This window comes from Herbaspirillum autotrophicum (assembly GCF_001189915.1).
GTDB classification, from domain to species: Bacteria; Pseudomonadota; Gammaproteobacteria; order Burkholderiales; family Burkholderiaceae_D; genus Herbaspirillum; species Herbaspirillum autotrophicum.
The window spans coordinates 41,556-66,550 of record NZ_LFLS01000004.1; the positions used below are offsets into that span (position 1 = coordinate 41,556).

General features: G+C 58.9%; 21 protein-coding genes and 1 other RNA gene. 7 read left to right on the forward strand and 15 right to left on the reverse strand.

Annotated elements, in window-relative coordinates; all coding sequences use genetic code 11:
• Positions 1-18: 18 nt before the first annotated feature.
• From AKL27_RS04105 to mraZ, 12 genes are read right to left on the reverse strand one after another with little or no spacing between them, the layout of a single operon-like run.
• Positions 19-1,017 carry a D-alanine--D-alanine ligase gene (locus tag AKL27_RS04105; protein WP_050461522.1) on the reverse strand — a complete coding sequence of 333 codons (999 nt, stop codon included), beginning with the start codon at positions 1,015-1,017 and terminating at the stop codon, positions 19-21.
• Positions 1,017-2,441 carry a UDP-N-acetylmuramate--L-alanine ligase gene (gene murC, locus AKL27_RS04110; protein ID WP_050461523.1) on the reverse strand — a complete coding sequence of 475 codons (1,425 nt, stop codon included), beginning with the start codon at positions 2,439-2,441 and terminating at the stop codon, positions 1,017-1,019. Before murC ends, AKL27_RS04105 begins: the two co-directional genes overlap by 1 nt.
• Positions 2,438-3,517 carry an undecaprenyldiphospho-muramoylpentapeptide beta-N-acetylglucosaminyltransferase gene (gene murG, locus AKL27_RS04115; protein ID WP_050461524.1) on the reverse strand — a complete coding sequence of 360 codons (1,080 nt, stop codon included), beginning with the start codon at positions 3,515-3,517 and terminating at the stop codon, positions 2,438-2,440. Before murG ends, murC begins: the two co-directional genes overlap by 4 nt.
• On the reverse strand, positions 3,514-4,776 hold the full coding sequence (ftsW, locus tag AKL27_RS04120) for a putative lipid II flippase FtsW (RefSeq protein ID WP_050461525.1): 1,263 nt from the start codon (positions 4,774-4,776) through the stop codon (positions 3,514-3,516). Before ftsW ends, murG begins: the two co-directional genes overlap by 4 nt.
• A complete protein-coding gene (murD, locus tag AKL27_RS04125; RefSeq protein WP_050461526.1) occupies positions 4,773-6,800 on the reverse strand; it encodes a UDP-N-acetylmuramoyl-L-alanine--D-glutamate ligase in 2,028 nt (675 codons plus the stop codon). The genes ftsW and murD overlap by 4 nt, the downstream gene beginning before the upstream one ends.
• A 37-nt stretch (positions 6,801-6,837) precedes the next feature.
• Positions 6,838-8,007: a phospho-N-acetylmuramoyl-pentapeptide-transferase gene (mraY, locus tag AKL27_RS04130; RefSeq protein ID WP_050461527.1), complete on the reverse strand. Its 1,170-nt coding sequence runs from the start codon at positions 8,005-8,007 to the stop codon at positions 6,838-6,840.
• A gap of 1 nt (position 8,008) precedes the next feature.
• The gene (locus tag AKL27_RS04135) at positions 8,009-9,448 is read right to left on the reverse strand and encodes a UDP-N-acetylmuramoyl-tripeptide--D-alanyl-D-alanine ligase (RefSeq protein ID WP_050461528.1); all 1,440 of its coding nucleotides are present in this window, start codon (positions 9,446-9,448) and stop codon (positions 8,009-8,011) included.
• Positions 9,448-10,977 carry a UDP-N-acetylmuramoyl-L-alanyl-D-glutamate--2,6-diaminopimelate ligase gene (locus AKL27_RS04140; RefSeq protein ID WP_050461529.1) on the reverse strand — a complete coding sequence of 510 codons (1,530 nt, stop codon included), beginning with the start codon at positions 10,975-10,977 and terminating at the stop codon, positions 9,448-9,450. The genes AKL27_RS04135 and AKL27_RS04140 overlap by 1 nt, the downstream gene beginning before the upstream one ends.
• Positions 10,977-12,755, reverse strand: a complete 1,779-nt coding sequence (locus tag AKL27_RS04145) for a peptidoglycan D,D-transpeptidase FtsI family protein (protein WP_050461530.1) — start codon at positions 12,753-12,755, stop codon at positions 10,977-10,979. Before AKL27_RS04145 ends, AKL27_RS04140 begins: the two co-directional genes overlap by 1 nt.
• The gene (gene ftsL, locus AKL27_RS04150; RefSeq protein WP_050461531.1) at positions 12,752-13,024 is read right to left on the reverse strand and encodes a cell division protein FtsL; all 273 of its coding nucleotides are present in this window, start codon (positions 13,022-13,024) and stop codon (positions 12,752-12,754) included. The genes AKL27_RS04145 and ftsL overlap by 4 nt, the downstream gene beginning before the upstream one ends.
• Positions 13,021-13,983 carry a 16S rRNA (cytosine(1402)-N(4))-methyltransferase RsmH gene (gene rsmH, locus AKL27_RS04155; protein WP_050461532.1) on the reverse strand — a complete coding sequence of 321 codons (963 nt, stop codon included), beginning with the start codon at positions 13,981-13,983 and terminating at the stop codon, positions 13,021-13,023. Before rsmH ends, ftsL begins: the two co-directional genes overlap by 4 nt.
• A gap of 12 nt (positions 13,984-13,995) precedes the next feature.
• On the reverse strand, positions 13,996-14,424 hold the full coding sequence (gene mraZ / locus AKL27_RS04160) for a division/cell wall cluster transcriptional repressor MraZ (RefSeq protein WP_050461533.1): 429 nt from the start codon (positions 14,422-14,424) through the stop codon (positions 13,996-13,998).
• 627 nt (positions 14,425-15,051) lie between these two features.
• Between mraZ and AKL27_RS04165 the strand changes: the two genes are divergently transcribed.
• The gene (locus AKL27_RS04165; protein ID WP_050461534.1) at positions 15,052-15,336 is read left to right on the forward strand and encodes an HU family DNA-binding protein; all 285 of its coding nucleotides are present in this window, start codon (positions 15,052-15,054) and stop codon (positions 15,334-15,336) included.
• A 311-nt stretch (positions 15,337-15,647) separates the two neighbouring features.
• Here the strand turns inward: AKL27_RS04165 and AKL27_RS04170 are convergent, their stop codons facing one another.
• Both AKL27_RS04170 and rnpB read right to left on the reverse strand, forming a co-directional pair.
• Positions 15,648-16,799 (reverse strand): enoyl-CoA hydratase/isomerase family protein, encoded by a 1,152-nt coding sequence (locus tag AKL27_RS04170; RefSeq protein WP_050461535.1) that lies wholly within the window; start codon positions 16,797-16,799, stop codon positions 15,648-15,650.
• A gap of 63 nt (positions 16,800-16,862) precedes the next feature.
• Positions 16,863-17,211: RNase P RNA component class A (gene rnpB / locus AKL27_RS05195), an RNA gene on the reverse strand.
• A gap of 220 nt (positions 17,212-17,431) precedes the next feature.
• Between rnpB and AKL27_RS04175 the strand changes: the two genes are divergently transcribed.
• The 6 genes from AKL27_RS04175 (at position 17,432) to AKL27_RS04200 (ending at position 23,946) form a co-directional block, all read left to right on the forward strand.
• On the forward strand, positions 17,432-18,586 hold the full coding sequence (locus AKL27_RS04175; protein WP_050461536.1) for a branched-chain amino acid ABC transporter substrate-binding protein: 1,155 nt from the start codon (positions 17,432-17,434) through the stop codon (positions 18,584-18,586).
• A gap of 160 nt (positions 18,587-18,746) precedes the next feature.
• On the forward strand, positions 18,747-19,928 hold the full coding sequence (locus tag AKL27_RS04180; RefSeq protein WP_050461537.1) for a branched-chain amino acid ABC transporter substrate-binding protein: 1,182 nt from the start codon (positions 18,747-18,749) through the stop codon (positions 19,926-19,928).
• 210 nt (positions 19,929-20,138) lie between these two features.
• Positions 20,139-21,407 carry a D-amino acid dehydrogenase gene (locus tag AKL27_RS04185; RefSeq protein ID WP_050461538.1) on the forward strand — a complete coding sequence of 423 codons (1,269 nt, stop codon included), beginning with the start codon at positions 20,139-20,141 and terminating at the stop codon, positions 21,405-21,407.
• Positions 21,408-21,467: 60 nt separating this feature from the next.
• Complete coding sequence (locus AKL27_RS04190; RefSeq protein ID WP_050461539.1) at positions 21,468-22,325, forward strand: cysteine hydrolase family protein; 858 nt, start codon at positions 21,468-21,470, stop codon at positions 22,323-22,325.
• Between the two features lie 120 nt (positions 22,326-22,445).
• Positions 22,446-23,201 carry an HpcH/HpaI aldolase family protein gene (locus tag AKL27_RS04195; RefSeq protein ID WP_050461540.1) on the forward strand — a complete coding sequence of 252 codons (756 nt, stop codon included), beginning with the start codon at positions 22,446-22,448 and terminating at the stop codon, positions 23,199-23,201.
• Between the two features lie 217 nt (positions 23,202-23,418).
• Positions 23,419-23,946, forward strand: a complete 528-nt coding sequence (locus tag AKL27_RS04200; RefSeq protein WP_050461541.1) for a hypothetical protein — start codon at positions 23,419-23,421, stop codon at positions 23,944-23,946.
• Here AKL27_RS04200 and AKL27_RS04205 read toward each other — a convergent pair.
• On the reverse strand, positions 23,939-24,946 hold the full coding sequence (locus AKL27_RS04205; protein ID WP_050461542.1) for an aldo/keto reductase: 1,008 nt from the start codon (positions 24,944-24,946) through the stop codon (positions 23,939-23,941). The two genes, AKL27_RS04200 and AKL27_RS04205, sit on opposite strands and share 8 nt — an antisense overlap.
• Positions 24,947-24,995 lie beyond the last annotated feature (49 nt).

Genomic DNA, 24,995 nt, shown 5'->3' on the forward strand with positions numbered 1-24,995 from the left:
GTTGTTAACCGTTGACTTCTACGCTGACGCCGGCGGCGTCCAATCCTTGGATGGCGTGCAATCAAGCGCCGCCAGCTTCAGGATTTCGCAACACAAATCTTCATAGCTCAAACCGTCCTCACGCGCCGACATCGGCACCAGCGAATGTCCGGTCATGCCCGGCGACGTATTGATTTCCAGCAAAAACGGTTCGTTATCGCTTTCGCGCAACATGAAGTCGACCCGCGACCAGCCACGGCAACCGAGGGCATTGAAAGCCTGCACCGCCAGTTCCTGGATCCGCTGCGTCAGCGCGGCATCAAGCGGCGCCGGGCACAGATACTTGGTTTCATCGCCGAAATACTTGTGCTGATAATCGTAATTGCCTTCCGGTGCACGGATTTCAATCACCGGCAAGGCGCGCGCCTGACGGCCTTTGCCGAGTACCGGCACGGTCAGTTCGCGGCCGCGCACGAATTCTTCGGCCAGCACCACGTCGTCATATTTGGCGCACAGGGCAAAGCCTTCCTGCATGTCGGAATAACCGGCGACCTTGCTGATGCCGATGGTCGAACCTTCGTGCGGCGCTTTCAGCATCAATGGCAAACCCAGTACATCCGGCACCTCACGCAAGGTTTCGCGTGACGTCGCGAGACCGTCCAGCACCACGAAGCGCGGTGTCGGCAATTCATGGCCGAGCCAGATGCGCTTGGTCATGATCTTGTCCATCGCAATCGCCGATGCCATCACGCCGGGTCCGGTGTACGGAATGCCCAGTTGTTCCAGCGCGCCTTGCAGGCTGCCGTCTTCACCGTAGCGACCATGCAAGGCGATAAACACGCGATCAAATTTCTCTGCCGCCAGTTCCGCCAGACTGCGCTCGGCCGGGTCGAACGGATGGGCATCGACGCCCTTGCTGCGCAAGGCTTGCAATACGCCGGTGCCAGACATCAGGGATACTTCACGCTCGGCCGAACGACCACCGAACAAGACGCCCACCTTGCCGAACTGCTTTGCCAGGTTCTGTTCTGTACTCATCACGCCTCCCGCGCGGCCGGATCCGCCGCTTGCGCCGTCAGTTTGGCCGGTACGCCGCTGATCGAACCTGCGCCCATGGTCATCACCACATCGCCATCGCGCACCACGGTCAAAATAGTGTCGGGCATATCGGCGATATCTTCCACAAACACCGGTTCCACCTTGCCGGCCACGCGCAGCGCATGCGCCAGCGAACGGCCGTCAGCGGCAACAATGGCTTGTTCGCCGGCGGCATAGACCTCGGCCAGTACCAGCACATCGGTGGTCGACAACACTTTGACGAAGTCTTCAAACAAATCGCGCGTGCGGGTGTAGCGATGGGGCTGGAACGCCAGCACCAGACGCCGCCCCGGATAAGCACCACGCGCGGCTGAAATGGTGGCCGCCGTTTCCACCGGGTGATGACCATAGTCATCCACCAGCGTGAACGAACCGGCCGGCTTGCCTTCGGCATCGCGCAAGGCGACATCGCCATAGCGGGTAAAGCGCCGGCCGACGCCATTGAATTCGGTCAGGGCTTTTTGCGTTGCGGCATCGTCGACATCCAGCTCGCGCGCAATCGCAATTGCGGCGCACGCGTTCTGGACATTGTGCATGCCGGGCTGATTCAGGCTGACCTGCATCGGCGCGTAGCCGTCCTGGATCGCCGTGAATTCCATCTTGCCTTCGACCGCTTTGGCATCAATGGCACGGATATCGGCATCTTCATGGAAGCCGTAGGTCAGGATCGGCTTGGAAATCATTGGCATGATTTCACGCACATGCGGATCATCCAGGCACAACACCGCGACGCCGTAGAACGGCAAGCGCTGGGTGAATTCGACAAACGCCTGCTTGAGCTTGGCGAAGTCGTGGTTGTAGGTTTCCATGTGATCGGCATCGATATTCGTGATGACTTCGATCACCGGCGTCAGATTCAGGAACGAGGCATCCGACTCGTCGGCTTCGGCCACGATGAAGTCGCCCGAACCGAGTTTGGCGTTGGCGCCGGCGCTGGTCAGACGACCACCGATCACGAAGGTCGGATCCAGTCCGCCCTGCGCCAATACGCTCGCCACCAGACTGGTGGTGGTGGTCTTGCCATGGGTACCGGCAATCGCGATCCCTTGCTTGAGACGCATCAGCTCACCCAGCATGACCGCGCGCGGCACGATCGGCACATGCTTCTTGCGCGCCGCCAACACCTCCGGATTGTCGCCCTTGACCGCAGTCGAGGTCACGATAGCGTCGGCATTCTCGATATTCTCTGCCGCATGGCCGTAGACAATCCGCGCGCCCAGTTGTGCCAGCCGTTGGGTAGCGGCATTGCTGCCGAGATCGGAACCGGAGACGCCATAGCCGAGGTTGAGCATCACTTCAGCGATGCCGCTCATGCCAGAGCCGCCGATGCCGACGAAATGGATATTTTTAACGCGATGTTTCATTGCTTCACCAATCTTTCCAGTACCTGCGCGATCGCTTCGTTGGCGTCGCGCCGGCCTTGTTCATATGCTGCCTGCGCCATTTGCAGGCAGGCTGCGCGGTTCAGCGATTGCAGCAATGCTGCCAGGCTGTCCGGCGTCAATTCTGTTTGCGGCACATGCAATGCTGCTTGCTTGCCCGCCATCCACTTTGCGTTGTCACGCTGATGCGAGGTGGTCGATGCCACCAGCGGCACCAGCACGCTGGCCACACCGGCGGCCGTCAATTCCGACACCGTAATGGCGCCGGCACGGCAAATCACCAGATCGGCATCCGCATAACGACGCGGCATGTCATCAATGAAATCCACCACTTCCGCCTGCACTTGCGCGTCGGCATAGGCCTTGCGCAATACTTCAACATGTTGCTTGCCGGACTGATGCGTCACCACCGGACGCAGATGTTGCGGCAAGCGCGCCAGTGCTGCCGGCACACAATCATTCAACGCTTTGGCGCCAAGACTGCCGCCTACCACCAGGATGCGCAACGGTCCGCTGCGGCCGGCATAACGTTGCTGCGGCAACGGCAACGCCAGAATTTCCTGACGCACCGGATTGCCGGTCACTTCAGCCTTGCCGGCAGCGCTGCCGAAATCGGCCGGGAAACCGAACAGCACCCGCGTCGCCAACGGCGCCAGCGTCTTGTTCGACAACAACAAGGCGGCATCGGCATTCACCAGCACCAGCGGCACGCCGCGCAATCTGGCCATGGCGCCACCCGGCACCGTGACATAACCGCCCATGCCCAACACCACATCCGGCTGGCGCTTGGCCAAAATCCGCCAGCAACTGCCGAAACTGGCCAGCAAACGCCACGCACCGCGGGCGGTATGCATCAAACCCTTGCCGCGCAAACCGGCAAAGGTGATCGAATCCATCTCTACCCCGTGGCGCGGTACCAGATCGCGCTCCATGCCATGCGTGGTGCCAAGCCAGGTAACGCTCCAGCCGCGCGCGCGCATGGTGTCGGCAATCGCCAGTCCCGGGAAAATATGGCCGCCGGTACCGGCCGCCATGATCAACAGTCGCTTGTGCGTCATAGGCGACCTCCGCGCATCAAGACCCGGTTTTCATAATCGATGCGCAACAAGATCGCCAGACCGACGCAATTGAGCAGCACACCGGAACCGCCGTAGCTCATCAACGGCAAGGTCAATCCCTTGGTCGGCAGCAAGCCCAGATTGACGCCCATGTTGATGAAGGTCTGCACCCCGATCCAGATGCCGATACCCTTGGCCACCAGTCCGGCAAATGTCAGATCCAGCGCAATTGCCTGACGACCGATTTCAAATGCGTGCTTGATCAGCCAGTAGAACAACAGCACCACTACCAGCACACCGGCAAAACCCAACTCTTCACCGATCACCGCCAGCAAGAAGTCGGTATGCGCTTCCGGCAGATAGTGCAATTTCTCGACACTGCCGCCGAGCCCGACGCCAAACAACTCGCCGCGCCCGAAGGCAATCAGCGAGTGCGATAACTGGTAAGCCTTGCCGAGGGCGTTTTCTTCCACCCAAGGGTTGAGGTAAGCAAAAATCCGTTCCCGACGCCATGGCGACAACACGATCACCAGCGAGAAAATCCCTACCAGCGTGGCGCCGATGCCGCCAAACCAGACGCCATTGATACCGCCCAAAAACAAGATACCCATGGCGATGCAAACGATCACGCCGAACGCGCCGAGGTCAGGTTCCAGCAGCAACAGCAAACCGACCACGCCGACCGCCAGTGTCATCGGCATGAAACCCTTGGTCAGCTTGTGCATCACTTCTTGTTTGCGCACCGTGTAATCGGCGGCGTACAAGACGATGAACAGCTTCATCAATTCCGACGGTTGCAAGTTGAATACCTTGAACGACAACCAGCGCTTGGCGCCATTGACGCCCTTGCCGACGCCCGGAATCAACACCATGGCCAACAGAATCAGCGTGCCGACAAACAGATACGGCGCCCATTTTTGCCAGGTTTCGATCTTGATCCGGAACACCAGCAAACTCACCACCAGCGACACGCCGATGAACATTGCCTGCCGCACCAGAAAGTGCGAGGTCTTGTAGTTGGCGTACTTGGGCGAATCGGGCAATGCAATCGACGCCGAATACACCATGACCATGCCGAACAACATCAACAACAGCACCACCCACACCAGCGGCTGGTCGTACTCCATCATTTTGGAGCGCTGTTCGAAACCGGTGGTCCCCTTCATGCCATTGCGCTGCGGGTCGCGGGATACCGTAAACGGCGACTGCGCCGCTTTCAGCCCGAACCATGCACCAATCGAAGGGAACGAAAATTTCATGCCACCACCTCACCGCGTGACAACGCCAGTTCCCGCACGGCATCAACGAATACCTGGGCCCGATGCGCATAGTTGCGGAACATATCGAGACTGGCGCATGCCGGCGACAGCAACACTGCCTCGCCCGGCTGCGCCATCTGGCCGGCCTTTTCCACCGCTTCTTCCAATGTTGTGCAATCGATCAGGTCGATCCCGGTATCGGCAACGGCAGCGCGGATCGCCGGCGCATCGCGGCCGATCAGAAATACTGCGCGCCCGTATTTCGATAACGGTTCCGCCAACGGCGAAAAATCCTGGCCCTTGCCGTCGCCACCGGCAATCAGCAGCAGCCGGTTTGGCTTGCCGCCATGACCGAGCCCGTTGAGGGCCGCGACGGTAGCGCCGACGTTGGTTCCTTTGCTGTCGTCGTAATATTCGACATCTTGAATCGTCGTGATCAGTTCGACCCGGTGCGGCTCGCCCGTGTATTCCCGCAAGCCATGCAACAACGGCGCCAGCGGCAAGTCGATGGCGCGGCACAGCGCCAGTGCAGCCAGCGCATTGAGGGCATTGTGCAAACCGCGGATACGCAATGCATCCACCGGCATCAGACGTTTGACCACCACCGGCAATTCCACCGGTTTTTGATCTTTCTTGCTGCGACGTTTGCCTTCCGGCTTTTCGTCATCCTCTTGCACCACCGCATTGGCCAGCCACAGCATGCCGTTTTCATCGTACAAGCCAAAGCTGTTGGCCTTGGCCGGTGCGGCCAGACCGAAACTGCTGAGCACCGCATCGGGCGCTGCCATCTGCATGACCAGCGGATCGTCGCGATTGAGCACGCGCACGGTGCGTTCGCCGAAAATACGCGCCTTGTCAGCGGCGTAGGCTTCCATGCTGCCATGCCAGTCCAGATGGTCCTGGGTCACATTCAGCACCGTAGCGGCATCGGCCTGCAAACTGTAAGTGGCATGCAACTGGAAGCTGGACAATTCCAGCACCCACACCTGCGGCAAGATGCCGCGATAGATTTTGGCCGGCGGTGCCGGCGGCGGTGGCGGCACAAACGTCAGCGGCGCATCATCGTCGAGCGGTGCCGGTACTGCTTCCGGCTCATCGTCAAATTCTGATTCGGGCAATGCCTCTGTAATATCTGCATCTGCTTCGGCAACCACCGTTTCCACATCAGGCTGCTCCGGCGACGGCTCTGCGAGCGCTGCCGTGGCGACCTCATGCTCGTCTGCCACCGGCTCTGCCGCTGGCGCGATTGGCGCATCCGCCTGTGCAATGTCTTCTATTGTTTCAGTGCTGGCCGTCTCGGATGTTTCCGGCAGCACCGACGTGCTGGCAGTATCAGGCGTGATCGCCAACGCTTGCGTTTTGGCTGCGGCCTCTGCTACGGCCTGCTCTTCTGCCGCAACCTGCGCTTGCAGTTCTGCGGCAGCCGCAGTTTCAGCAGCCAGCGTTTCCGCAGCCTGCGCCGCTTCCAGTGCATCCTGCTCGGCGCGCACCACTGCGTAGGCCTGATCTTCGATCAGTGCTTCGCGCAACACATCCAATGCTGCCGGGCTGATATTACCGGCGACCTTGACGCTCAGGCCGGCGCGCTGGCACAGCATGCCGGTCAGGCTGGTCACGGTGGTCTTGCCGTTGGTGCCCGTAATCGCCAGCACTTTCGGCATGTAAGCTTGCTCGTCGCGCAAGGCGGCCAGCGCCTGCGCAAACAATTCGATTTCACCCCACAGCGGAATGCCTTTTTCGGCTGCCGCGTTTGCCAGCAATCCGAGATCGCGCTCCGGGAACAGACCGGGACTGACGGCAACGAAGTCAATCTCTGCCAGCAACCCTGCATCAAGCGGCTGGCCACCGACGAATCCGGCCTCGGGAGCCGCTGCACGCAAGGCATCCAGACGCTCGGTCAGCGTCGCTGCATCGCGGGTATCGGCAACGCGCACACGGGCACCGCAGTGGACCAGCCACCGCGCCATCGCCAGACCGGATTCACCGAGTCCGAGTACCAATGCGTGCTTGTTTGCGTAATTCATCAATTTCATTCAAATAAACCAACAACAACCATGCCGGTCAACGCAGCTTCAGCGTCGACAAACCGAACAACACCAGCATCATGGTGATAATCCAGAACCGCACTACCACTTGCGTTTCTTTCCAACCTTTTTGTTCATAGTGATGGTGCAGGGGCGCCATCAACAAAATCCGCTTGCCGGTGCCATAGCGCTTTTTCGTGAATTTGAAATACGCCACCTGCAACATCACCGACAAGGTTTCCACCACGAAAATGCCGCCCATGATGAACAGCACGACTTCTTGTCGCACGATCACGGCGATGGTGCCCAGTGCGCCGCCAAGTGCCAGTGCGCCGACGTCACCCATGAATACTTGCGCCGGATAGGCGTTGTACCAGAGGAAAGCCAGCCCGGCACCGGCCATCGCGCCGCAGAAAATCAGCAATTCGCCGGCGCCCGGAATATGCGGGATAAACAGATACTTGGCGTAGTTGGCGCTACCGGTCAGATACGCAAAAATACCCAGCGCCGAACCGACCAGCACCGTTGGCATGATTGCCAGACCATCGAGGCCGTCGGTCAAATTCACGGCATTACTGGTGCCGACAATCACGAAATACGTCAGTGCAATGAAACCCCACACGCCGAGCGGATAGCTGATGGTCTTGAAGAACGGTACGATCAGATCGGCCTTCGGCGGCAAATCCATGCTGAAACCGGACTGCACCCAGCTCACAAACAATTCCAGCACCTTCATGTTGGTGCCTTCGGAGACCGAAAACGCCAGATAGAACGCGGCCACCAGACCGATGATCGATTGCCAGAAAAACTTGTCGCGCGAACGCATGCCGTTCGGGTCCTTGTAGACCACCTTGCGGTAATCGTCAGCCCAGCCGATGGCGCCAAAACCGAGCGTGACGATCAGCACGATCCAGACAAAACGGTTACTCAGGTCAGCCCACAGCAAGGTCGAAATACCGATACCGATCAGAATCAGCACGCCGCCCATGGTGGGGGTGCCGGACTTGATCAAATGTGTTTGCGGACCATCGGTGCGCACCGCTTGTCCGACTTTCAGACGCGTCAACATGCGGATCACGGCCGGCCCCGCAATCAGGCCGATCAGCAACGCCGTCAGCGTCGCCGATACGGCGCGAAAGGTAATGAAACCGAAAACGCGCAGGAAACTGAAATCCTGCTGAAAATTCTGCGCCAACCAAAGCAGCATGTTAATGATTCTCCTGTTGCGGTTGCGCGCCAGATTGCGCGCCAACCAAATGCTGCACTACACGTTCCATTTTCATGAAACGCGACCCCTTGACCAACACTGTGGCACCAACCGTGGCGGCCTGCGTGGCGGCGCCGTTGATGGCTTCGATGTCTACAAAATGTTGCGCCCCGGCGCCGCTTGCCGGGGTTGCTGCCGCCGCATTGAAGGCAGCGACGGCGTGCCGGCTCAACTCGCCCAACACGAAGAAATGATTGATTCCGCGCTGTTGCGCGTAAGCCCCGATTTCTTCATGAAAACGCTGCCCTTCGTTGCCGACCTCGCCCATATCGCCCAACACCAGTACGCGCGGTGCGGCGGCTTGCGCCAACACGTCAATCGCGGCCCGCACCGAATCCGGATTGGCGTTATAGGTATCGTCGATCACCAATGCGCCACTGGCAGCCGTCTTGCGCTGCAAGCGGCCATTGACCGGCGCGAATGCTTGCAAACCCTGCACCACGGCTTGCGCGGCAATGCCGGCGCCGAGCGTGCACGCAATTGCCGCCAACGCATTGCGCACATTGTGTTCACCGGCGGCGGCCAGTTGGATCTCGAACGCCTGCGCCTGACGTGTGCCGTCGGCGCGCACACGCACTTGCAACAGACTGCCGAATGCCTGCGGCTGATAATTGGCGCTGACATCAGCAGCGTCTGACAAACCGAATGTCAACACGCAGCGACTGCCGGCGGCGCGCTGCCACAAGGCGGTATATTCATCGTCGGCAGGAAAGACGGCGACGCCATCGGCGGCCAGCGCTTCAATCACGGCACCGTTTTCGCGGGCGACGGCTTCGACTGTCGCCATGAATTCCTGATGCTCGCGCTGAGCGTTATTGACCAGTCCCAGCGTCGGCCGCGCAATGTCTGACAACACGGCAATTTCGCCCGGATGATTCATGCCCAGCTCAATCACTGCCGCCTGATGCTGCGGCTGCATGCGGAACAAGGTCAGCGGCACGCCGATTTCATTATTGAAATTGCCGCGCGTGGCCAGATAACGATCCTCGCCAAACGCTGCTGCCAGAATCGCGGCAATCATTTCCTTGACCGTGGTTTTGCCGTTGCTGCCGGTGACGCCGATGACCGGCACCGCAAACTGACGTCGCCAGTGTTGCGCCAGACGGCCCAGCGCGACGCGGGTATCGCTCACGACGATGGCGGCCACTTGCAGATCCTGCGGCAGCCGGTCGACGATCACCGCCGCCGCGCCTTGTGCCACGACCGCCGGCAAGAAATCATGGGCATCGAAACGATCGCCGCGCAAAGCGACGAACAGATTGCCCGGCACCACGGCCCGGCTATCGGTAGTAATACCGCGCAATGTCGCGCTGGCATCACCGCTTACCTCAAGCACCAGATCGCCCAGCCATTGCTGCAACTGTGTGAAAGTCACCTGCATCAGGCACCTCCCATCATGGTGGCGCGCGCCGCCAGTGCCAGCGCGACGTGATCGGCATCCAGGAATGGAAATTTCTTGCCGCCGATTTCCTGATAGGTTTCATGTCCTTTGCCGGCCAACAGCACCACATCCGGCTTGGCGGCATGCCTCACGGCCCACAGAATGGCGCCGGCGCGGTCGGTCATGACCCGTGGTTCGCGCTTGCTCATGCCGCTCTTGATATGTGAAATGATGATGTCCGGGTCTTCGCTGCGTGGATTGTCGCTGGTCAGAATGACGTGCTCCGCCAGTTCCGCAGCGCAACCCATCTGCGGCCGCTTGCCCGGATCGCGGTCACCACCGCAACCGAACACGCACCACAGTTCGCCGTTACGCTGCTGCGCAACCAGCCGCAACGCGTTCAGGGTCTTTTCCAGTGCGTCCGGCGTATGGGCATAATCGATCACGATCAACGGTGCATCGTGGCCGCCAAACTGTTGCATCCGGCCCGGCACCGGCGTCAGCGTCGCCAAGGTCGTCAGCGCGCTGTCCCAGGCAATGCCCTTGGCCAGCAACACCCCCAGAATACCCAGCACATTACTGACGTTGAAGTGTCCGACCAGTTGAGTCTTGACTTGCCCCGAACCGAACGGCGACTCAATATGAAACGCGGTGCCGGCATGACTGCTGCGAATCGCCGAGGCGCGCAGGACTGGCACCTCGCCAGCTGCGGCATCGGTCAGCGAATAGCCGGTGACCGGTGTATTGCGTGCTTGCAGATACGGCACCAGCCGCTGCCCCATCGGATCATCCAGATTCACGACCGCATGCTGCAAACCCGGCGAGTCGAACAACTGCACTTTGGCCGCTTCGTAGGCCAGCATGTCGCCGTGATAATCGAGATGGTCGCGCGTGAAATTGGTAAACAAAGCGACATCGACGTGCAAACCGTTCATGCGCCCCTGATCCAAGCCGATTGAGGATGCTTCGATGGCCAGCGCCCCGACATGGGCGGTGCGCAATTCGGCCAGCTTGCGTTGCAGCAGCACGGCATCGGGCGTGGTGTAGCCGGTCACATCGAACGCCTGCGGCTTGCCGTTGCGGAACACGCCGACGCCGAGCGTACCGATCACGGCCGCCGGCGCTGCCGGTGTTGCCAGCCGTGACAAGGCCATGCCCAGCCAATAAGCGCAGGAAGTCTTGCCGTTGGTGCCGGTGACGGCAACTGTATACATGGCACTGTCAGGCTGGCCGTAATAAACATTGGCAACAAAGCCGGCGGCCTGCTTCAGTCCGGGCACGGCCAGATGCGGCAAGGCATCCTTGTCGTCCCATTCGAAACCACCGGCTTCGTATACGATCGCACTGGCGCCGCGCTCAATCGCATCGGGAATGAAACGACGGCCATCGGCGGTGTCGCCGGGATAGGCAAAAAACACATCGCCCGGTTTGACGTGGCGGGAATCAGCAACCAGCGCCGGCTGCGCGCCGGCGGTAACCTGTTGCAGCCAGGTCAGCATATCTTGCACGGAAAGCGTGTCAGCAGACATCACATGCTCTCCTCGATGACATCCTTGGGGATGATGATGTTGGTCACGCTCGAATCCGGCGCAACGTTCAATGCCCGCAACGCATTGGCGGCGACATTGGCAAAGACCGGACCGGCCACGGTGCCGCCGTAGTGGCTGCCGTTGCTGGGTTCATCGATCATGACCGCGATGATGATGCGCGGGTCCGACATCGGTGCGATACCGGCGAACGACGCTACATACTGTTTGACGTACTTGCCGCCGACGATCTTGTACGCAGTACCGGTCTTGCCGCCCACGCGATAGCCCGGCACCTGCGCTTGCGGCGCAGTACCGCCCGGCGCCACCACTGTTTCCAGCATGCGTCGCATCTGCAATGCCGTATTTTCGGAAATCACGCGATGCCCTATCGGAGAATCGTTCACCTTCTGGAACGATAAAGGAATGATGTCGCCGTTGCGCGCAAAGATCAGGTACGCATGCGCCAACTGGATCAGGGAAACCGAAATACCGTGGCCGTAACTCATGGTGGCCTGTTCAATCGGTCGCCACGACTTGAACGGCCGCACCCGGCCGGCAACCGCACCGGGGAAGCCGAACTTGGGTTGTTGTCCGAGGCCGACGTTGGTAAACATTTCCCACATTTCCTGGGGCGGCATTTGCAGCGCTATCTTGGCAGTGCCGATGTTGGACGATTTCTGGATGATTTCGGCCACTGTCAGCGGTCCGTGCGCGTGCGAATCGCCAATCGTGGCGGTACCGATGGTCATTTTGCCGGGCGAGGTCTGAAAGACGGTGGCCGGCGTCACGCGATGGGTATCCAGCGCCAGCGCCACCGTGAACGGTTTCAGCGTCGAGCCCGGCTCAAACGTGTCGGTCAGCACCCGGTTGCGCAATTGGGCGCCGGTCAATACCGAGCGGTCATTTGGATTGTAGGTCGGCAAATTGGCCAGCGCCAGCACTTCACCGGTCTTGACGTCGAGCACGATGATGCCGCCGGCCTTGGCCTTGTTTTTCTCGACCGCCTCCTTCAATTGCGTGAAGGCAATATATTGAATCTTGCTATCGATCGACAGAGTCAGGTCCTTGCCGTCGTGCGGTTCACGCACCGCTTCGATATCTTCAACAATGCGACCCAGACGGTCCTTGATCACGCGCCGGCTGCCGGTAATGCCGGCCAGCGTCTTTTGCGAGCCCAGTTCCATCCCATCTTGCCCGGCATCTTCAACGTTGGTGAAGCCGACCACGTGGGCCATGACTTCGCCTTCGGGATAGAAGCGTTTGTATTCCTTGCGGGTTTCGATGCCGGCGATGCCCAGCTTGACGATCTTGTCGGCGGTGTCTTGCTCGACCTGCCGTTTGAGATAAACAAAACTGCGGTCGGAATCCAGCTTTTTGCGCAATTCGGCTTCACTCATGCCCAGCAAACCAGCCAGTTCACGCAATTTTTCGCGCGGCGCTTCCTGTACATCGTCCGGAATCGCCCAGATTGCCTTGACCGGCACCGACGACGCCAGCACCTGACCATTGCGGTCGGTAATCTTGCCGCGCGTGGCCGGCAACTCCAGCGTCCGGGCGTAGCGCGACGCACCTTGTTTTTGCAGGAAGTCGGTAGAAATGCCTTGCAGCCAGAGGGCCCGGCCGGCGAGCGTCAGAAATGCCGCGAACAACACGAACAAGACTACCCGTGAACGCCAGGTCGGCAATTTGACTTGCAACACCGGGCTGGCCGAAAAGGCTACGCCTTTGGACGCGGCAACGCGGGCGTTGACATTGGTGCGGGGAGGCATGCGCGTCATTTGGCCCCCGCAGTCAGATATTGGGTGCGGGCTGCGGTCAGCGCGGTCATGTTGAGATCGCGCTTGGCCAATGCTTCAATGCGGGAATTCTTGCCCAGCGTGGATTGATCGAGCTGCAATTGCGCCCAGTCGATATCCAGCTGGCGCGCGGCCGACTGCGCACGCTCCAGTTCGATGAACAGGCGGCGAGCCTGATATTGGGCGTTCACTACCGACAGTGCGCACAGCACCAGCACTACGGTGATCAGGAAGCTGAGGCGGCCGGTCACGTGGCCCCCGGAGCAGGCAAACGTTCGGCGCTGCGCATCACCGCCGAGCGCGCGCGCGGATTGGCGGCGACTTCAGCATCGCTGGGCTTGATACGCGACAACAGCCGGCAAAGCGGCTGTGGCAAATCGACGGCACGAATCGGCAGGCGGCGGTCAGGCTGCGGTACGTTGGCTTTGGAAGCCATGAACCGTTTGACGATGCGATCTTCCAGCGAGTGAAAACTGATCACAACCAATCTCCCGTGCGGAGCCATATGCTGAAATGCCTGGTCCAGCCCTATCTCGAGTTCTTCAAGCTCTTTATTGATGAAAATCCGTATAGCCTGAAAGGTACGAGTGGCCGGGTCTTTGCCTTTCTCGCGGGTTTTGACGGCTTGTGCCACGAGCGCGGCAAGCTGTCGTGTGCCTGAAATTGGCTCGACTGCCCGGCGAGCAACAATCGTCTTTGCAATCTGAAGAGCAAACCGTTCTTCCCCATAATCTCGTATCACCTTTGCTATCGTCTGTTCGTCCGCTGTTGCCAGCCACTCCGCTGCCGACATCCCGCGCGTGGTATCCATGCGCATGTCCAGCGGGCCATCGAACCTGAAACTGAAACCCCGCGCCGCTTCATCTACCTGCGGCGAAGAAATGCCTAAATCCAGCAAAACACCATCTACCTGTGTCACACCGCGTTCTGCCAACGCTTCACTGAGCGTGGCAAAGCTGTCATGCACGATGGAAAATCGTGCATCCGTAATCGTTTGTGCCGTTGCAATCGCCTGCGGATCCTTGTCGAACGCAATCAGGCGCCCACGCGGGCTGAGGCGCTCCAGCAGCAGCCGGCTATGGCCGCCGCGACCGAAAGTACCGTCCAGATAAATGCCGTCCGCACGCGCACCTTCGATGGCCAACGCCTCTATCGCTTCTTCCAGCAACACCGTGCGGTGCTGCAAATCGGGCACCGATTGCAAAGTCATCTCGTCGTGCCGTCAGAATGAAAAATTACTCAACACATCGGGCATGCCCGCAGCAACTGCCTGCGATTCGCTTTCCGCAAGCTGCGCGGCATCCCAGATTTCGAAATGGCTGCCCATGCCCAGCAACATGACGTCGCGCTGCAAGCCAACCGCGCTGCGCAATTCAGGCGCAATCAAGATACGGCCGGCCGAGTCCAGCTCGACATCCGAGGCGTTACCAAGAAAAATGCGCTGCCAGGCGCGTGCCGACATTGGCCACGCAGCAATCTGTTCGCGGTGACTTTCCCAGACAGGACGCGGGAAAAACAGCAGGCAACCATGCGGATGACGGGTCAGCGTGACGCGACCTTCGCACTGCACGGCCAGGGCGTCACGATGCTTGGCCGGAATTGTCATCCGTCCTTTGGCATCGAGATTGAGTGCTGACGCGCCCTGAAACACTGTGTTGACCCTTTTTGCTATGCAACCGACATGGTTTGCGTGTCGTGTCAGAAGGGAGCAAATTCAAACATTTCGCCCCACAAAAAAACACTTTTTGACACTGCCGCCCACTTTAGAGGATGCACTAATACAGGTCAAGAGATATTCATCGGTGAAAAGAGTAACTTTTTTAATAAAGTCAAAGACTTAGCGCACATACCTAAAGCACGTCGAAAGTGCTTTCCCCTAAAAAATTAACAACTTATGCATGATACTGAATGTAGAACCTCAGATAAACACATGTGTTTGCGCCTGATCCGGGGCAAAAAAAATCTGCAGATTGCCGGTCAGCAAGCGGCAAATCGTTGTCGGGACTGGCTTGCACGCGGGCACCTCAAATCAGGAAAAAGTGCTTCGGTGCGATCCGCCGGCACCACCTTCGGGGTGCAGGGAAGAACATTCCGGGGAGGATAAATCAAGTGCCGGCGAACGACTTTCGGGCCTCAAAAAGTGCCTTCGGGGAGTCAATAATGAAGGCCTCAGGCCCGCCCCATCAGGACATTTCACGTAATGAGTCAATTCATCTTGCAGTTTCGCCACGTTCCAATGCTAAAATCTCGGCACCTTAACAGTGAAAGGAATTTTAAAGTGAACAAATCTGAATTGGTTGACGCAATCGCTTCTGATACTGAAATCTCCAAGGCCGCAGCTCAACGCGCGCTGGACTCGGTTGTTGAGAACATCATCAAAGCTGTGACCAAGGGCGACACAGTGCAATTGGTTGGCTTCGGCTCCTTCTCCACAGGCAAGCGCGCTGCACGTATCGGCCGCAACCCGCAAACTGGCGAAGAAATCAAGATCGCAGCGGCAACGACCGTCAAGTTTTCCGCAGGAAAATCGTTCAAAGAAGCAGTGAACAAAAAGAAAAAGTAATGATTAAATTTGAATGCCGTGAACCAGGAGTTCACGGCATTCAAATACCCCTCCGGTTTTACGCAGCACCCTTCCCCGCTTCGCCATCGCTTCCGTTCTGCCCGTTCCCCTGCCGTAGCCACGATATCAGCGCTGCCGTTGCCTGACGCCTGTGCATCTCGCCAGTCTTGCTGCGACCGCGCCAATCACGTCCTGCCGCCGTTCCACCCGACTTCCCGCATACGCTTTGCCACGATACCGATCAAGCACCGCCCAAAACAAAGGCCCCGGATTAACGGGGCCTTGGTCATGATGCCGTGCTGCCGGGAAAATTATCGTCCCAGATCAGCCAGCGGATGCTTGTCCGCGCTATACGGATCGGCAAAAAAACCTTCCACCCATGCAGCATTGGCATCGGCCAGACTGGCCGGCTGCCATTTAGGTTGCTGATCCTTTTCGATGATCAGGGCCCGGATGCCTTCGGCAAAGTCCGGCCGGGCAGCGCAATGCAGCGACACCACGAATTCCAGTCGGAATACTTCCGCCAGCGACAACCGCCGCACGCGCCGCTGCAATGCATACGACAACCATGCAGAACCCGGCGCACCGGCGCGCAGCGTGGCGATGGCCTTGTTGAGCCAGGCATCGTCGGTTTCATGCGCCAGAATCGCCGCCACCACTTCCGGCAACGTTGGTGCCGCGCACAAGGTATCGATCAAATCCAGATTGGCGCGCAGCGTCGACGGCGCAAACGTCACATCCGCCGGCACCTGCGCTTGTGCCTGTTGCAGCACCCGCGCCAGCAATACTGCGTCGGCGTCATGCTGACCATCCCAGGCCTGCTGCAGCAGCGATTCGATCACGCTTTGCTTGGCAGCATGCGCGATGGCGTAGTCGGCCAGACCGGTAAATCTGGCGTCGGCGGCATTCATCGAGGCCCCGGTCAATGCCAGAAACAGGCCGACCTTGCCCGGCATGCGGCTGAGGAACCAGCTGCCGCCGACATCGGGATACAGGCCAATCGTGATTTCAGGCATCGCCAGACGTGAACGCTCGGTCACCACCCGGTGACTGCAACCGGCCATCAGACCGATGCCGCCGCCCATCACGATGCCATGCCCCCAGCACAAGACCGGCTTGGGGCAGGTATGGATCATGTAGTCGAGGCGGTATTCATGTTCGAAGAAATCGCAGGCATACCGGTTGCCGCGAATATCATCGCGGTCGTCAGCGGCATGATGCGCGCGCATGGCCTGATACAGATTCTGCAAATCGCCGCCGGCGCAAAAGGCTTTTTCGCCTTGCGCCTGCAACACCACCAGCACGATCGCCGGATCGCTGGCCCACTGCCGCAGTTGCCGGGTCAGCAAATGCGTCATTTCCAGTGAAATTGCATTGAGGGTTTTCTCTGCCGCCAGCGTGGCGACACCAATACGGTGGCCGCTGCGCGTGGCCAACTCTTCAAACAGCACCGGAAGGCTCATGAACTGATCCTGATCGTCTCTGGTTTTTTTGAATACCCCGCCGGGCGGCGGGGTGTCTGAATAAATTGAAGCAAGCCGATAGGCCGGATTCTGTTACGACGGTTACCCGTTATGACAGCCATTCCTCTAGGCGCTGAATTACTCCAGCGCTCAAGCTTCCTACCCGCACGCTCCGCGAGCAGCATCAATGCGTGCCTATTTGGAATTGCTCCGAGTGGAGGTTACCGCGTTTCACCGTAACTTAATACGCTCGTCTCTGTGGCCCTGTTCCTCGCCTTATACACAATCACACCAACTGCTTGTGATTGCGAGTTTCGGCGGACGGCCGTTAACCGTCACCCTGCTCTATGGAGTCCGGACCTTCCTCCCGCCGCCGCATTACACGGCAGCCAGCGGCTGTCTGGCTTGCTTCGGGGGCTATTGTAGCGTAGACCACACAAGTGCCATGAAAAATTACCGCAGATTTTATGCAAATCTGTTGTGCATTAATTCAAATGTCAGGTAAATTTTGCCCTTACCCGGAGCCAGCTTTATCGCTTGAGAGCCGCCACCAGCTTGCTGCATGGCAACTTCCGAGAAACGCTGACGATGCGCACGATCCGGCCGGATATTCTCACTAAAAAATCAATAATATGAACCTGCGCCACCGTCTCCGACATCTCTTGTTCGCCTTCGGCCTCGCCGCCTGCGGTATATTGGCATCGGCACAAGAAGCGCCCAGAACGGTACTGATCGGCTTCGCCGGCCCGCTGTCAGGCAGCGCCGCAGCCATGGGCAAAAGCATGGAGGTAGCGGCCCAGATCGCCATCAGCGACGCCAACGCCCAAAAACCGAAAATCGCCGGCCAACCGGTGTTGTTCAAGCTGCTGTCGCAAGATGATCGCGGCGATAACCGGACCGCGGCGCTGGTCGCCGATTACCTGGTGAAATCCAACGTCGTCGGCGTGGTCGGTCACTGGAATACCGGCGCCAGCATACCGGCATCCAAGATTTATCATGCCGCCGGCATCCCCGAAATCGCACCGGGGTCTACCGGCCACCAATATACCCAGTCCGGGTACACCAACACATTCCGGATCGTCGGTCACGATGACGATGGCGGCACCTACGCCGGGAACTACACGGCGGATCAACTGAAATTGAGCCGCGTCGCCGTCATCGACGACGGTACCGGCTTCGGCGTCAGCCTCGCGGACCGCTTCACCAAAACCGCGATTGAAGCCGGTGCGGCAGTCGTCGGCAGAGAGAGCGTCAACAACAAGACCGCCGATTTCAACGCGGCACTGGGAAGTCTGCAAACGAAGAAACCCGAGCTGATTTTCTTTGGCGGATTGGGGCCGCAGGCCGCGATACTGGCGCGCAGCATCAAACGTCTCAATTTGTCCGCAAAACTGTTGGCTGCTGATGGCACCGTCGGCCCGATGTTTTTGCAACTGGCCGGACCCGACGGCAATGGCACCCTGGGCATGGCCCCGGGTCAACCCCGAGAAAAAATGAACGGCTGGAAGATATTCGAAAAGAAATACCACGCCATTGACAGCAATGAAATTGAATTCTATGCCCCGTTTGCCTATGACGCGACGTTGACACTGGTAGCTGCCATCAGGCAAGCTAACTCACTGGAACCAGGAAAAGTGGTCAACGCCTTGCACAACATCCGCTACAACGGCCTGACCGGCAACATTGCTTTCGATCACGAAGGTAATCTGAGCAATGCTGCGTACACGATTTACGAAGTTCAACAACAGAAATGGGTCGCCATCAAGACCTTCAGCAATACCAGATAGGCAGGTTGCTGTCAGCGCCAATACTACTCAATCATTGCTGACAGACAGACCATAGAAAACATACGGAACGGCAATCTCTGACGGGGGCGAACAGGGATTGCGCATACGCTCCATCAACTCGTCCCTCACGTTGAGCACGTATATTCAGGGGGAAACCGAAATGCGTCTGCGCCACCACCACACGACCATCCGATTCTTTACCGCGCGTACCGTGGCGACCTTGTTCGCCTGGTTAACGTTGTTGCCGCTGCTGCCTGCAGCGTGGGCGCAAGAACAGGAGGTCCTGATCGGCTTTGCCGGTCCGATCAAAGAAGCCAACGCCCGCAGCGGACGCAATGCCGCGCAACTGGCGATTACCGAAGCCAACCGTCGTGATGTGCGCATTGGCGGCAAAAAAATCACATTCCGGCTGATCGATCAGGATGACAAGGCCGATCCGCAAACCGCCGTATTTGTCGCGAATTTCTTTGCCAAAGCAGTGCCACGGGTGACCGCTGTCATTGGTCATTCCAACAGCGGTGCCAGCATTGCCACCGCAAAAATCTACAACGATGCCGGGATCGCGCAGATATCGCCGACTGCGTGGAGCAATAAATTTACCGATCCCGGCCATGACACGGTATTTCAAATGCTGGGAGACGATGAAAACGGCATTTCCAACACTATCGACCATGCCATGAACATCATGCAGTTGCGTCGCTTTGCCGTGATTGACGACGGCGCCATCCTGGGCAACAGCATGGCCGACATTTTTGTCCGGCTCGCCACCGCCAAAGGCGCTGCCATTGTTTATCGCGACAGCATCAGCAACAAAACCTTTGATTTCAACGCCACATTGAATCGTGCAAAGAACAGCGGCGTCGACATGATTTTCTTCACTGGTCGCGATACCCAAAGTGATCAGTTGGTACGCAACATGGTGCGCCTCAAAGTACCCGCCAAATTACTGGTGACCGACAGCGTCATCACGCAAAAATTTCTGCAAAGCGCCGGCACCTTGCCGGATGACTATGTGTTTGCCATCATTCCCAGCGAGCCGCTGGGCAACGTCAGCGGCGCCCGCAACTTTGCAAAAGCCTACCAGGCAGCCTACGGCGAACCTTTCTCGCTGGACGCCATGCAAAGCTACGACAGCACCAATTTCCTGATCGCCGCCATCAGAAAAGCCAATTCACTGGAACCGCGCGCCATCATCGATGCCTTGCATGCACTGGAAATTCCGGGCGTGAGCGGCACGCTGGCCTTCGATGCCCGCGGCCGCCGGCGCAATCCTGTCTACACGCTGTACACGGTCCGGCAACAGCAATGGGAAGCCATCAAGTTTTTCAAAAATCCGCGCTGAACGGCCGCGCATGCAACTTGCCGGCCGGCGCTGTGCGTTCAGATAACGGCAATCAATGCAAAAAATGCATATGACAGGCAAGCTGCACCTGCGTATAGTTGAAAACTCAGCCGCAATTGCGCTGGATGCGCGGCTTTGCCATGCGAGTCCGGCACATGACGGCATTATCTTTATCGCCCTATTTTTCTTCGCATATCTCAGGATCGTGTAATGCATATCTGTGTACTTGGCGCCGGCATCATCGGTGTGACTTCTGCCTATCGTTTACTGGAAGAAGGTCACGAAGTCACACTCATCGATGCCCGTCCGGTGGCCGGCAACGGCACCAGTCTCGGCAACGGCGCTCAGTTAAGTTACTCCTACGTCGCGCCGTTGGCCGATCCATCGGTCTGGACGCATTGGCCGCATTACCTGTTCAGCGCCGATTCGCCGCTGACGCTGCGGCCCACCATGGATCCGGCGCAATGGCGCTGGCTGCTGAGTTTTCTCGGCGCCTGCAATGCCGCCAGCGTGCAACGCACTACCGTTGAATTGCTGCGCCTGGCATTCCTCAGCCGTGATCAGCTCAATCAGATTCGCACTGCGCTGCCGTTCGATTTTTCTTACAGTACTGCCGGCAAACTGGTGATGTACACCGACCCGTCCGGTCTCGACGGTGCCCGCAAGCAAGTCGCCTTCCAGTCGCAGTACGGCTGTCAGCAAGAAGTCATCAGCGCCGAGCGCTGTCTGCAGATTGAGCCGGCGCTGGCGGCGGCCAATCGTCAGTGGGCCGGCGGCGTCTACACCCCGAGTGAAGAAGCCGGCGATTGCGCCCAGTTCTGTCAGGGCCTGGTCAACGTCATGCATGCGAAATCCGGTTTCCGCTTTTTGCACTCCGCCAGCATTGGTGCGCCGACGCTGGAACGCGGTGCGCTGCGTTCGGTGCAGGCCGGCAATCAGACCGTCAGTGCCGACGCCTTTGTCCTGGCGTTGGGCGCCGACAGCGCCGCCTTTGCCCGGCAGGCCGGATTCCGTTTGCCGGTTTATCCGCTCAAGGGCTACAGCATCACGGTGCCGCTCGACGACGCCGTTGCGCAAACTGCGGCACCACAAGTGTCGATCACCGATCTGTCGAAGAAAATCGTCTATGCCCGTCTCGGCAATCGTTTGCGGGTCGCCGGCCGGGTCGAGATCGTCGGCATGGACACCAGCATTCCCGCGCGCGCCGTCAACGAACTCAAGCAAGGCGTACGCGAACTGTTCCCCGACAGCGCCCGCAACACCGACGATGCGCGTCTGTCGCCGTGGGCCGGGTTCCGTCCCGCCACCCCGAGCGGTATTCCGATCATCGGTGCGTCACCGGTCGCCAATCTGTTTCTGAATGTCGGCCAGGGCAGCCTCGGCTGGACGCTCGCCTGCGGCAGTGCGGAACTGCTGGCGGCGCAAATCGCCGGTCGTAAAACCGCGATCGATGACACCGCATTCCGGTTCGCGGCATAATCAGCGTTAACCGGGTCAGTCCCCGACTCACCATTTCGCTTAGCTTTGGCAGACGCCGACATGACGCTTCAATACCATCTGTTGCTGATCGATCCGCAAAATGATTTTTGCGATTTGCCGGCCGCTTATCTGCCGCCGGCAGCCGACGGCAACACCATGCAGCCGGCGTTGCCGGTACCCGGCGCCCATGCCGATATGTTGCGACTGGCAAACCTGATCCGCAGTGGCGCCGCCGGCATCGATGGCATCAGCATCACGCTCGATTCACACCACCGCCTCGATATCGCCCATCCGACCTTCTGGCGCCAGGGCGATGGTGCTGCCGTCGCGCCCTTTACCGAAATCAGCGCCGCTCAGGTGCGCGCCGGCCAGTATCTGCCGCGTCGCATTGAAGCGCTGCCGCGGGCGCTGGCGTATCTGGATCAACTGGAAAGTGCCGGCCGTTACCGCCTGATGGTGTGGCCGGTACATTGCGAGATCGGTTCCTGGGGCCACAATGTGCACCGCGATCTGCATGATGCCTGCAATTACTGGGAAGACAGCGGTGTACGCAGCGTCGAAAAAATCAGCAAAGGCAGCAATCCGTGGACCGAACATTATTCCGCCTTCATGGCCGAAGTCCCCGATCCCACCGACCCGGCGACGCAACTCAATCGCGCGCTGATCGCGCAACTGGCGCTTAATGACCGCGTTTACATCGCGGGCGAAGCGGGCAGCCATTGTGTGCGCGCCAGTACCGAACATATCGTCGACAACCTGCCACCCGATCAGGCTGGCAAACTAATACTGATCAGCGATTGCATCAGTCCGGTGAGCGGCTTCGAATCCCGCTATCAGGATTTCCTGAATGCCATGCAGGCACGTGGCGTGCGCCTTGCCGACAGCGCCGAAGTCTTGTCAGAACTGTTGACACGTTGAGCGCGCCACGGTGATACGCACAAGGTATTGCCGCCAAGCGTCAAAGCTATTGGACATCACCATGCACCTCACGTATGGTCAACCGCATACCAATAACATTACCAACCCGGAGCACACCCCATGCGAGAAAATCATCTGCGCACCCTGTTTGCGAAAAAAAAGCCGGCCCTCAACGGCTGGGCATCGATAGGTAACTCATTCGTGGCTGAATTGCTGGCCGACAGCGGCTTCGACTCGGTAACGGTCGATCTCCAGCATGGCCTGTTTTCAATTGAATCTGCAGTGCCGATGCTGCAAGCCATTTCCACGACCAACGCGGTGCCGCTGGTACGCTGCTCGGAAAACAGCCTTGGCGAAATCAACAAATTGCTCGACGCCGGTGCCTATGGCGTGATTTGCCCGCTGATCAACAGCCGCGAGGATGCCGAAAAGTTCGTCCGCGCCTGTCATTACTCGCCCCGTGGCGGTCGCAGCTACGGCCCGGCGCGCGGTGTCCTGTATGGCGGCAAGGATTATTTTGAGCATGCCAACCGCACGCTGCTGACGCTGGCCATGATTGAAACCCGTCAGGGTCTGGAAGCCGCACTAGAGATTCTGTCCGTGCCCGACCTGGACGGTATCTTCATCGGCCCCAGCGATCTGGCAATCGAACTCGGCCTGCGGCCGGATGCCTGGAACGATCCGCTGCTGACCAATGCCATCAGCACCCTGACTGCCCAGGCCCATGCGCTTGGCAAGTATGTCGGGATTTTCTGTGGCTCTATGGAAATGGCGACGCAAATGAAAGCACTCGGTATCGACATGATCACGCCCGGTACCGATGTCCAATTGTTGCGGGCCGAAACATCGCGACGTGTGGAAGCATTACGCGGCTGAAGCTTCCGGTAGCATCGCGCGCTTGGCGGAGATGGCGCAGAGAAGGATTTCTGCGCCTTTCAAGAAATATTTCATGCGGCACACCACAAAAATGCATTTTGAGAATAATCCTATTTAATCCTCAAGATGCAAATCCCATAATCGGTACCAGATAAAAAAATGCGCGGCCTGAGAGACAGGTGCGGCGTCGTCAGACTCTGGTAACGAAGGGGATTCCATGCAACGTCCGGCATTACGGTATCGCACTGCAGCCACACTCGCGCTCATGACCATCACGCTGCATGTGCTGGCCGGCGACGTCAGCACTGCCGCCAGCCATCCCGGCGCAACGGCCGCAATGCCGCGTCAGCAGACGGCACAGGACCATCCGCTTCACTGCCTCTCGCCCGCAGCGCGCACTTATCGGCATCTGACTTTTCAACCCATGCAACAAGATGGCCGCGCACTCGGTCATTTGCTTTACAACAATGCTGCCGGCAACGACGACCGGCAAGATGATGCGTCACAGAAACCGCGTTGCGACGGTGGCCTGCAGACCGTGGCCGATCCGGTGCCGCCACCGGCAATCTCGAAGCCGTGCACCATCCAGCGCGACGTCGCGCTGCAAAGTCATTTCATGATGTTGCGTTTGTGTGAAACCGAACCCGTCAGTGTGGTCCCGGAAACCAACAGCCAACAGGCCCGTCAGGCACCGCTGCGCAAAACCGAGAAAGTCACCCGGGTCCGGGTGATGCCGACTACCTGAACGCGACCCGGCCGAAAAACGGATAACCGGGATCGTTGTAGCCATGCGTCGACGCATGGCCGGGCGGCACCAGCGCATCGACCATGGCTTCTTCCTCGGCCGACACCGACAATTCCACGGCAGCGTAATAATCCTTCATCTGTTCCAGCGTGCGCGGTCCGGCGATGACACTGCTGATGACCGAGTTGGCCAATACCCAGGCAGTGGCAAACTGCCCCAACTGAATGCCGCGTGCCGTGCTGTGCTGCTTGAGCTGATCGGCAATCAGCAACGATTCTTCACGGAATTCGGTTTCCAGGATGCGCTTGTCGCCGCGTCCGGCGCGGGTATCTTCCGCCGGCTTTTGCCCCGGCGGATATTTGCCGGTCAGTACACCGCGTGCAATTGGACTGTAGGGCACCACGCCAATGCCATAGGCATGACAGGCTGGCAGGATTTCCACTTCCGGCATGCGATTGAGCAAGTTGTAATAAGGCTGGCAAACCAGCGGCAACGGCACCAGATTTTTCTCACACAAGCGCACAACTTCAGCGATGCGCCAGCCACGGAAGTTGGACAAGCCAAACCCGCGAATCTTGCCGCTGCGAATCAGATCACCCAATGCCTGTACTGCCTCTTCGAGATTTTCATCGTGAAAGTCGCGGTGCAGATACAGAATATCAAGATAGTCGGTACGCAAACGCTTCAGGCTATGCTCGACTTCCGCCATGATCCAGTGCCGCGAATAGTGCGAATGGTTCGGCGCCGGGCTCATGGCATTGCCCAATTTGGTCGCCAATATCCAATCGTGGCGCTGCCCTTGCAACAATTCACCGACGATTTCTTCCGAGCGGCCCTTGGTATAGACATCGGCGGTATCAATGAAATTGACCCCATGTTCACGCGCCGAAGCGACGATGCGGGACGCCTCGGCGGTATCGGTCTGATCACCGAACATCATGGTGCCCAGGCACAAGGCCGAGACGTTGAGATTGCTTTTGCCGAGGCGTCGGTATTGCATGGTGTATCTCCGTTGTAATGAATGAAGGCTGACCGCAGATTCTAGCGCC

Coding starts and splice junctions, on each gene's coding strand:
- ftsW (WP_050461525.1), bottom strand. CDS start 4,776: ATGAAATTTTCGTTCCCTTCGATTGGTGCATGGTTCGGGCTGAAAGCG.
- AKL27_RS04185 (WP_050461538.1), top strand. CDS start 20,139: ATGCATATCTGTGTACTTGGCGCCGGCATCATCGGTGTGACTTCTGCC.
- murC (WP_050461523.1), bottom strand. CDS start 2,441: ATGAAACATCGCGTTAAAAATATCCATTTCGTCGGCATCGGCGGCTCT.
- mraY (WP_050461527.1), bottom strand. CDS start 8,007: ATGCTGCTTTGGTTGGCGCAGAATTTTCAGCAGGATTTCAGTTTCCTG.
- AKL27_RS04175 (WP_050461536.1), top strand. CDS start 17,432: ATGAACCTGCGCCACCGTCTCCGACATCTCTTGTTCGCCTTCGGCCTC.
- AKL27_RS04135 (WP_050461528.1), bottom strand. CDS start 9,448: ATGCAGGTGACTTTCACACAGTTGCAGCAATGGCTGGGCGATCTGGTG.
- AKL27_RS04145 (WP_050461530.1), bottom strand. CDS start 12,755: ATGACGCGCATGCCTCCCCGCACCAATGTCAACGCCCGCGTTGCCGCG.
- murG (WP_050461524.1), bottom strand. CDS start 3,517: ATGACGCACAAGCGACTGTTGATCATGGCGGCCGGTACCGGCGGCCAT.
- rsmH (WP_050461532.1), bottom strand. CDS start 13,983: ATGACTTTGCAATCGGTGCCCGATTTGCAGCACCGCACGGTGTTGCTG.
- AKL27_RS04200 (WP_050461541.1), top strand. CDS start 23,419: ATGCAACGTCCGGCATTACGGTATCGCACTGCAGCCACACTCGCGCTC.
- AKL27_RS04195 (WP_050461540.1), top strand. CDS start 22,446: ATGCGAGAAAATCATCTGCGCACCCTGTTTGCGAAAAAAAAGCCGGCC.
- AKL27_RS04180 (WP_050461537.1), top strand. CDS start 18,747: ATGCGTCTGCGCCACCACCACACGACCATCCGATTCTTTACCGCGCGT.
- AKL27_RS04190 (WP_050461539.1), top strand. CDS start 21,468: ATGACGCTTCAATACCATCTGTTGCTGATCGATCCGCAAAATGATTTT.
- AKL27_RS04105 (WP_050461522.1), bottom strand. CDS start 1,017: ATGAGTACAGAACAGAACCTGGCAAAGCAGTTCGGCAAGGTGGGCGTC.
- AKL27_RS04170 (WP_050461535.1), bottom strand. CDS start 16,799: ATGAGCCTTCCGGTGCTGTTTGAAGAGTTGGCCACGCGCAGCGGCCAC.
- AKL27_RS04205 (WP_050461542.1), bottom strand. CDS start 24,946: ATGCAATACCGACGCCTCGGCAAAAGCAATCTCAACGTCTCGGCCTTG.
- AKL27_RS04140 (WP_050461529.1), bottom strand. CDS start 10,977: ATGTCTGCTGACACGCTTTCCGTGCAAGATATGCTGACCTGGCTGCAA.
- murD (WP_050461526.1), bottom strand. CDS start 6,800: ATGAATTACGCAAACAAGCACGCATTGGTACTCGGACTCGGTGAATCC.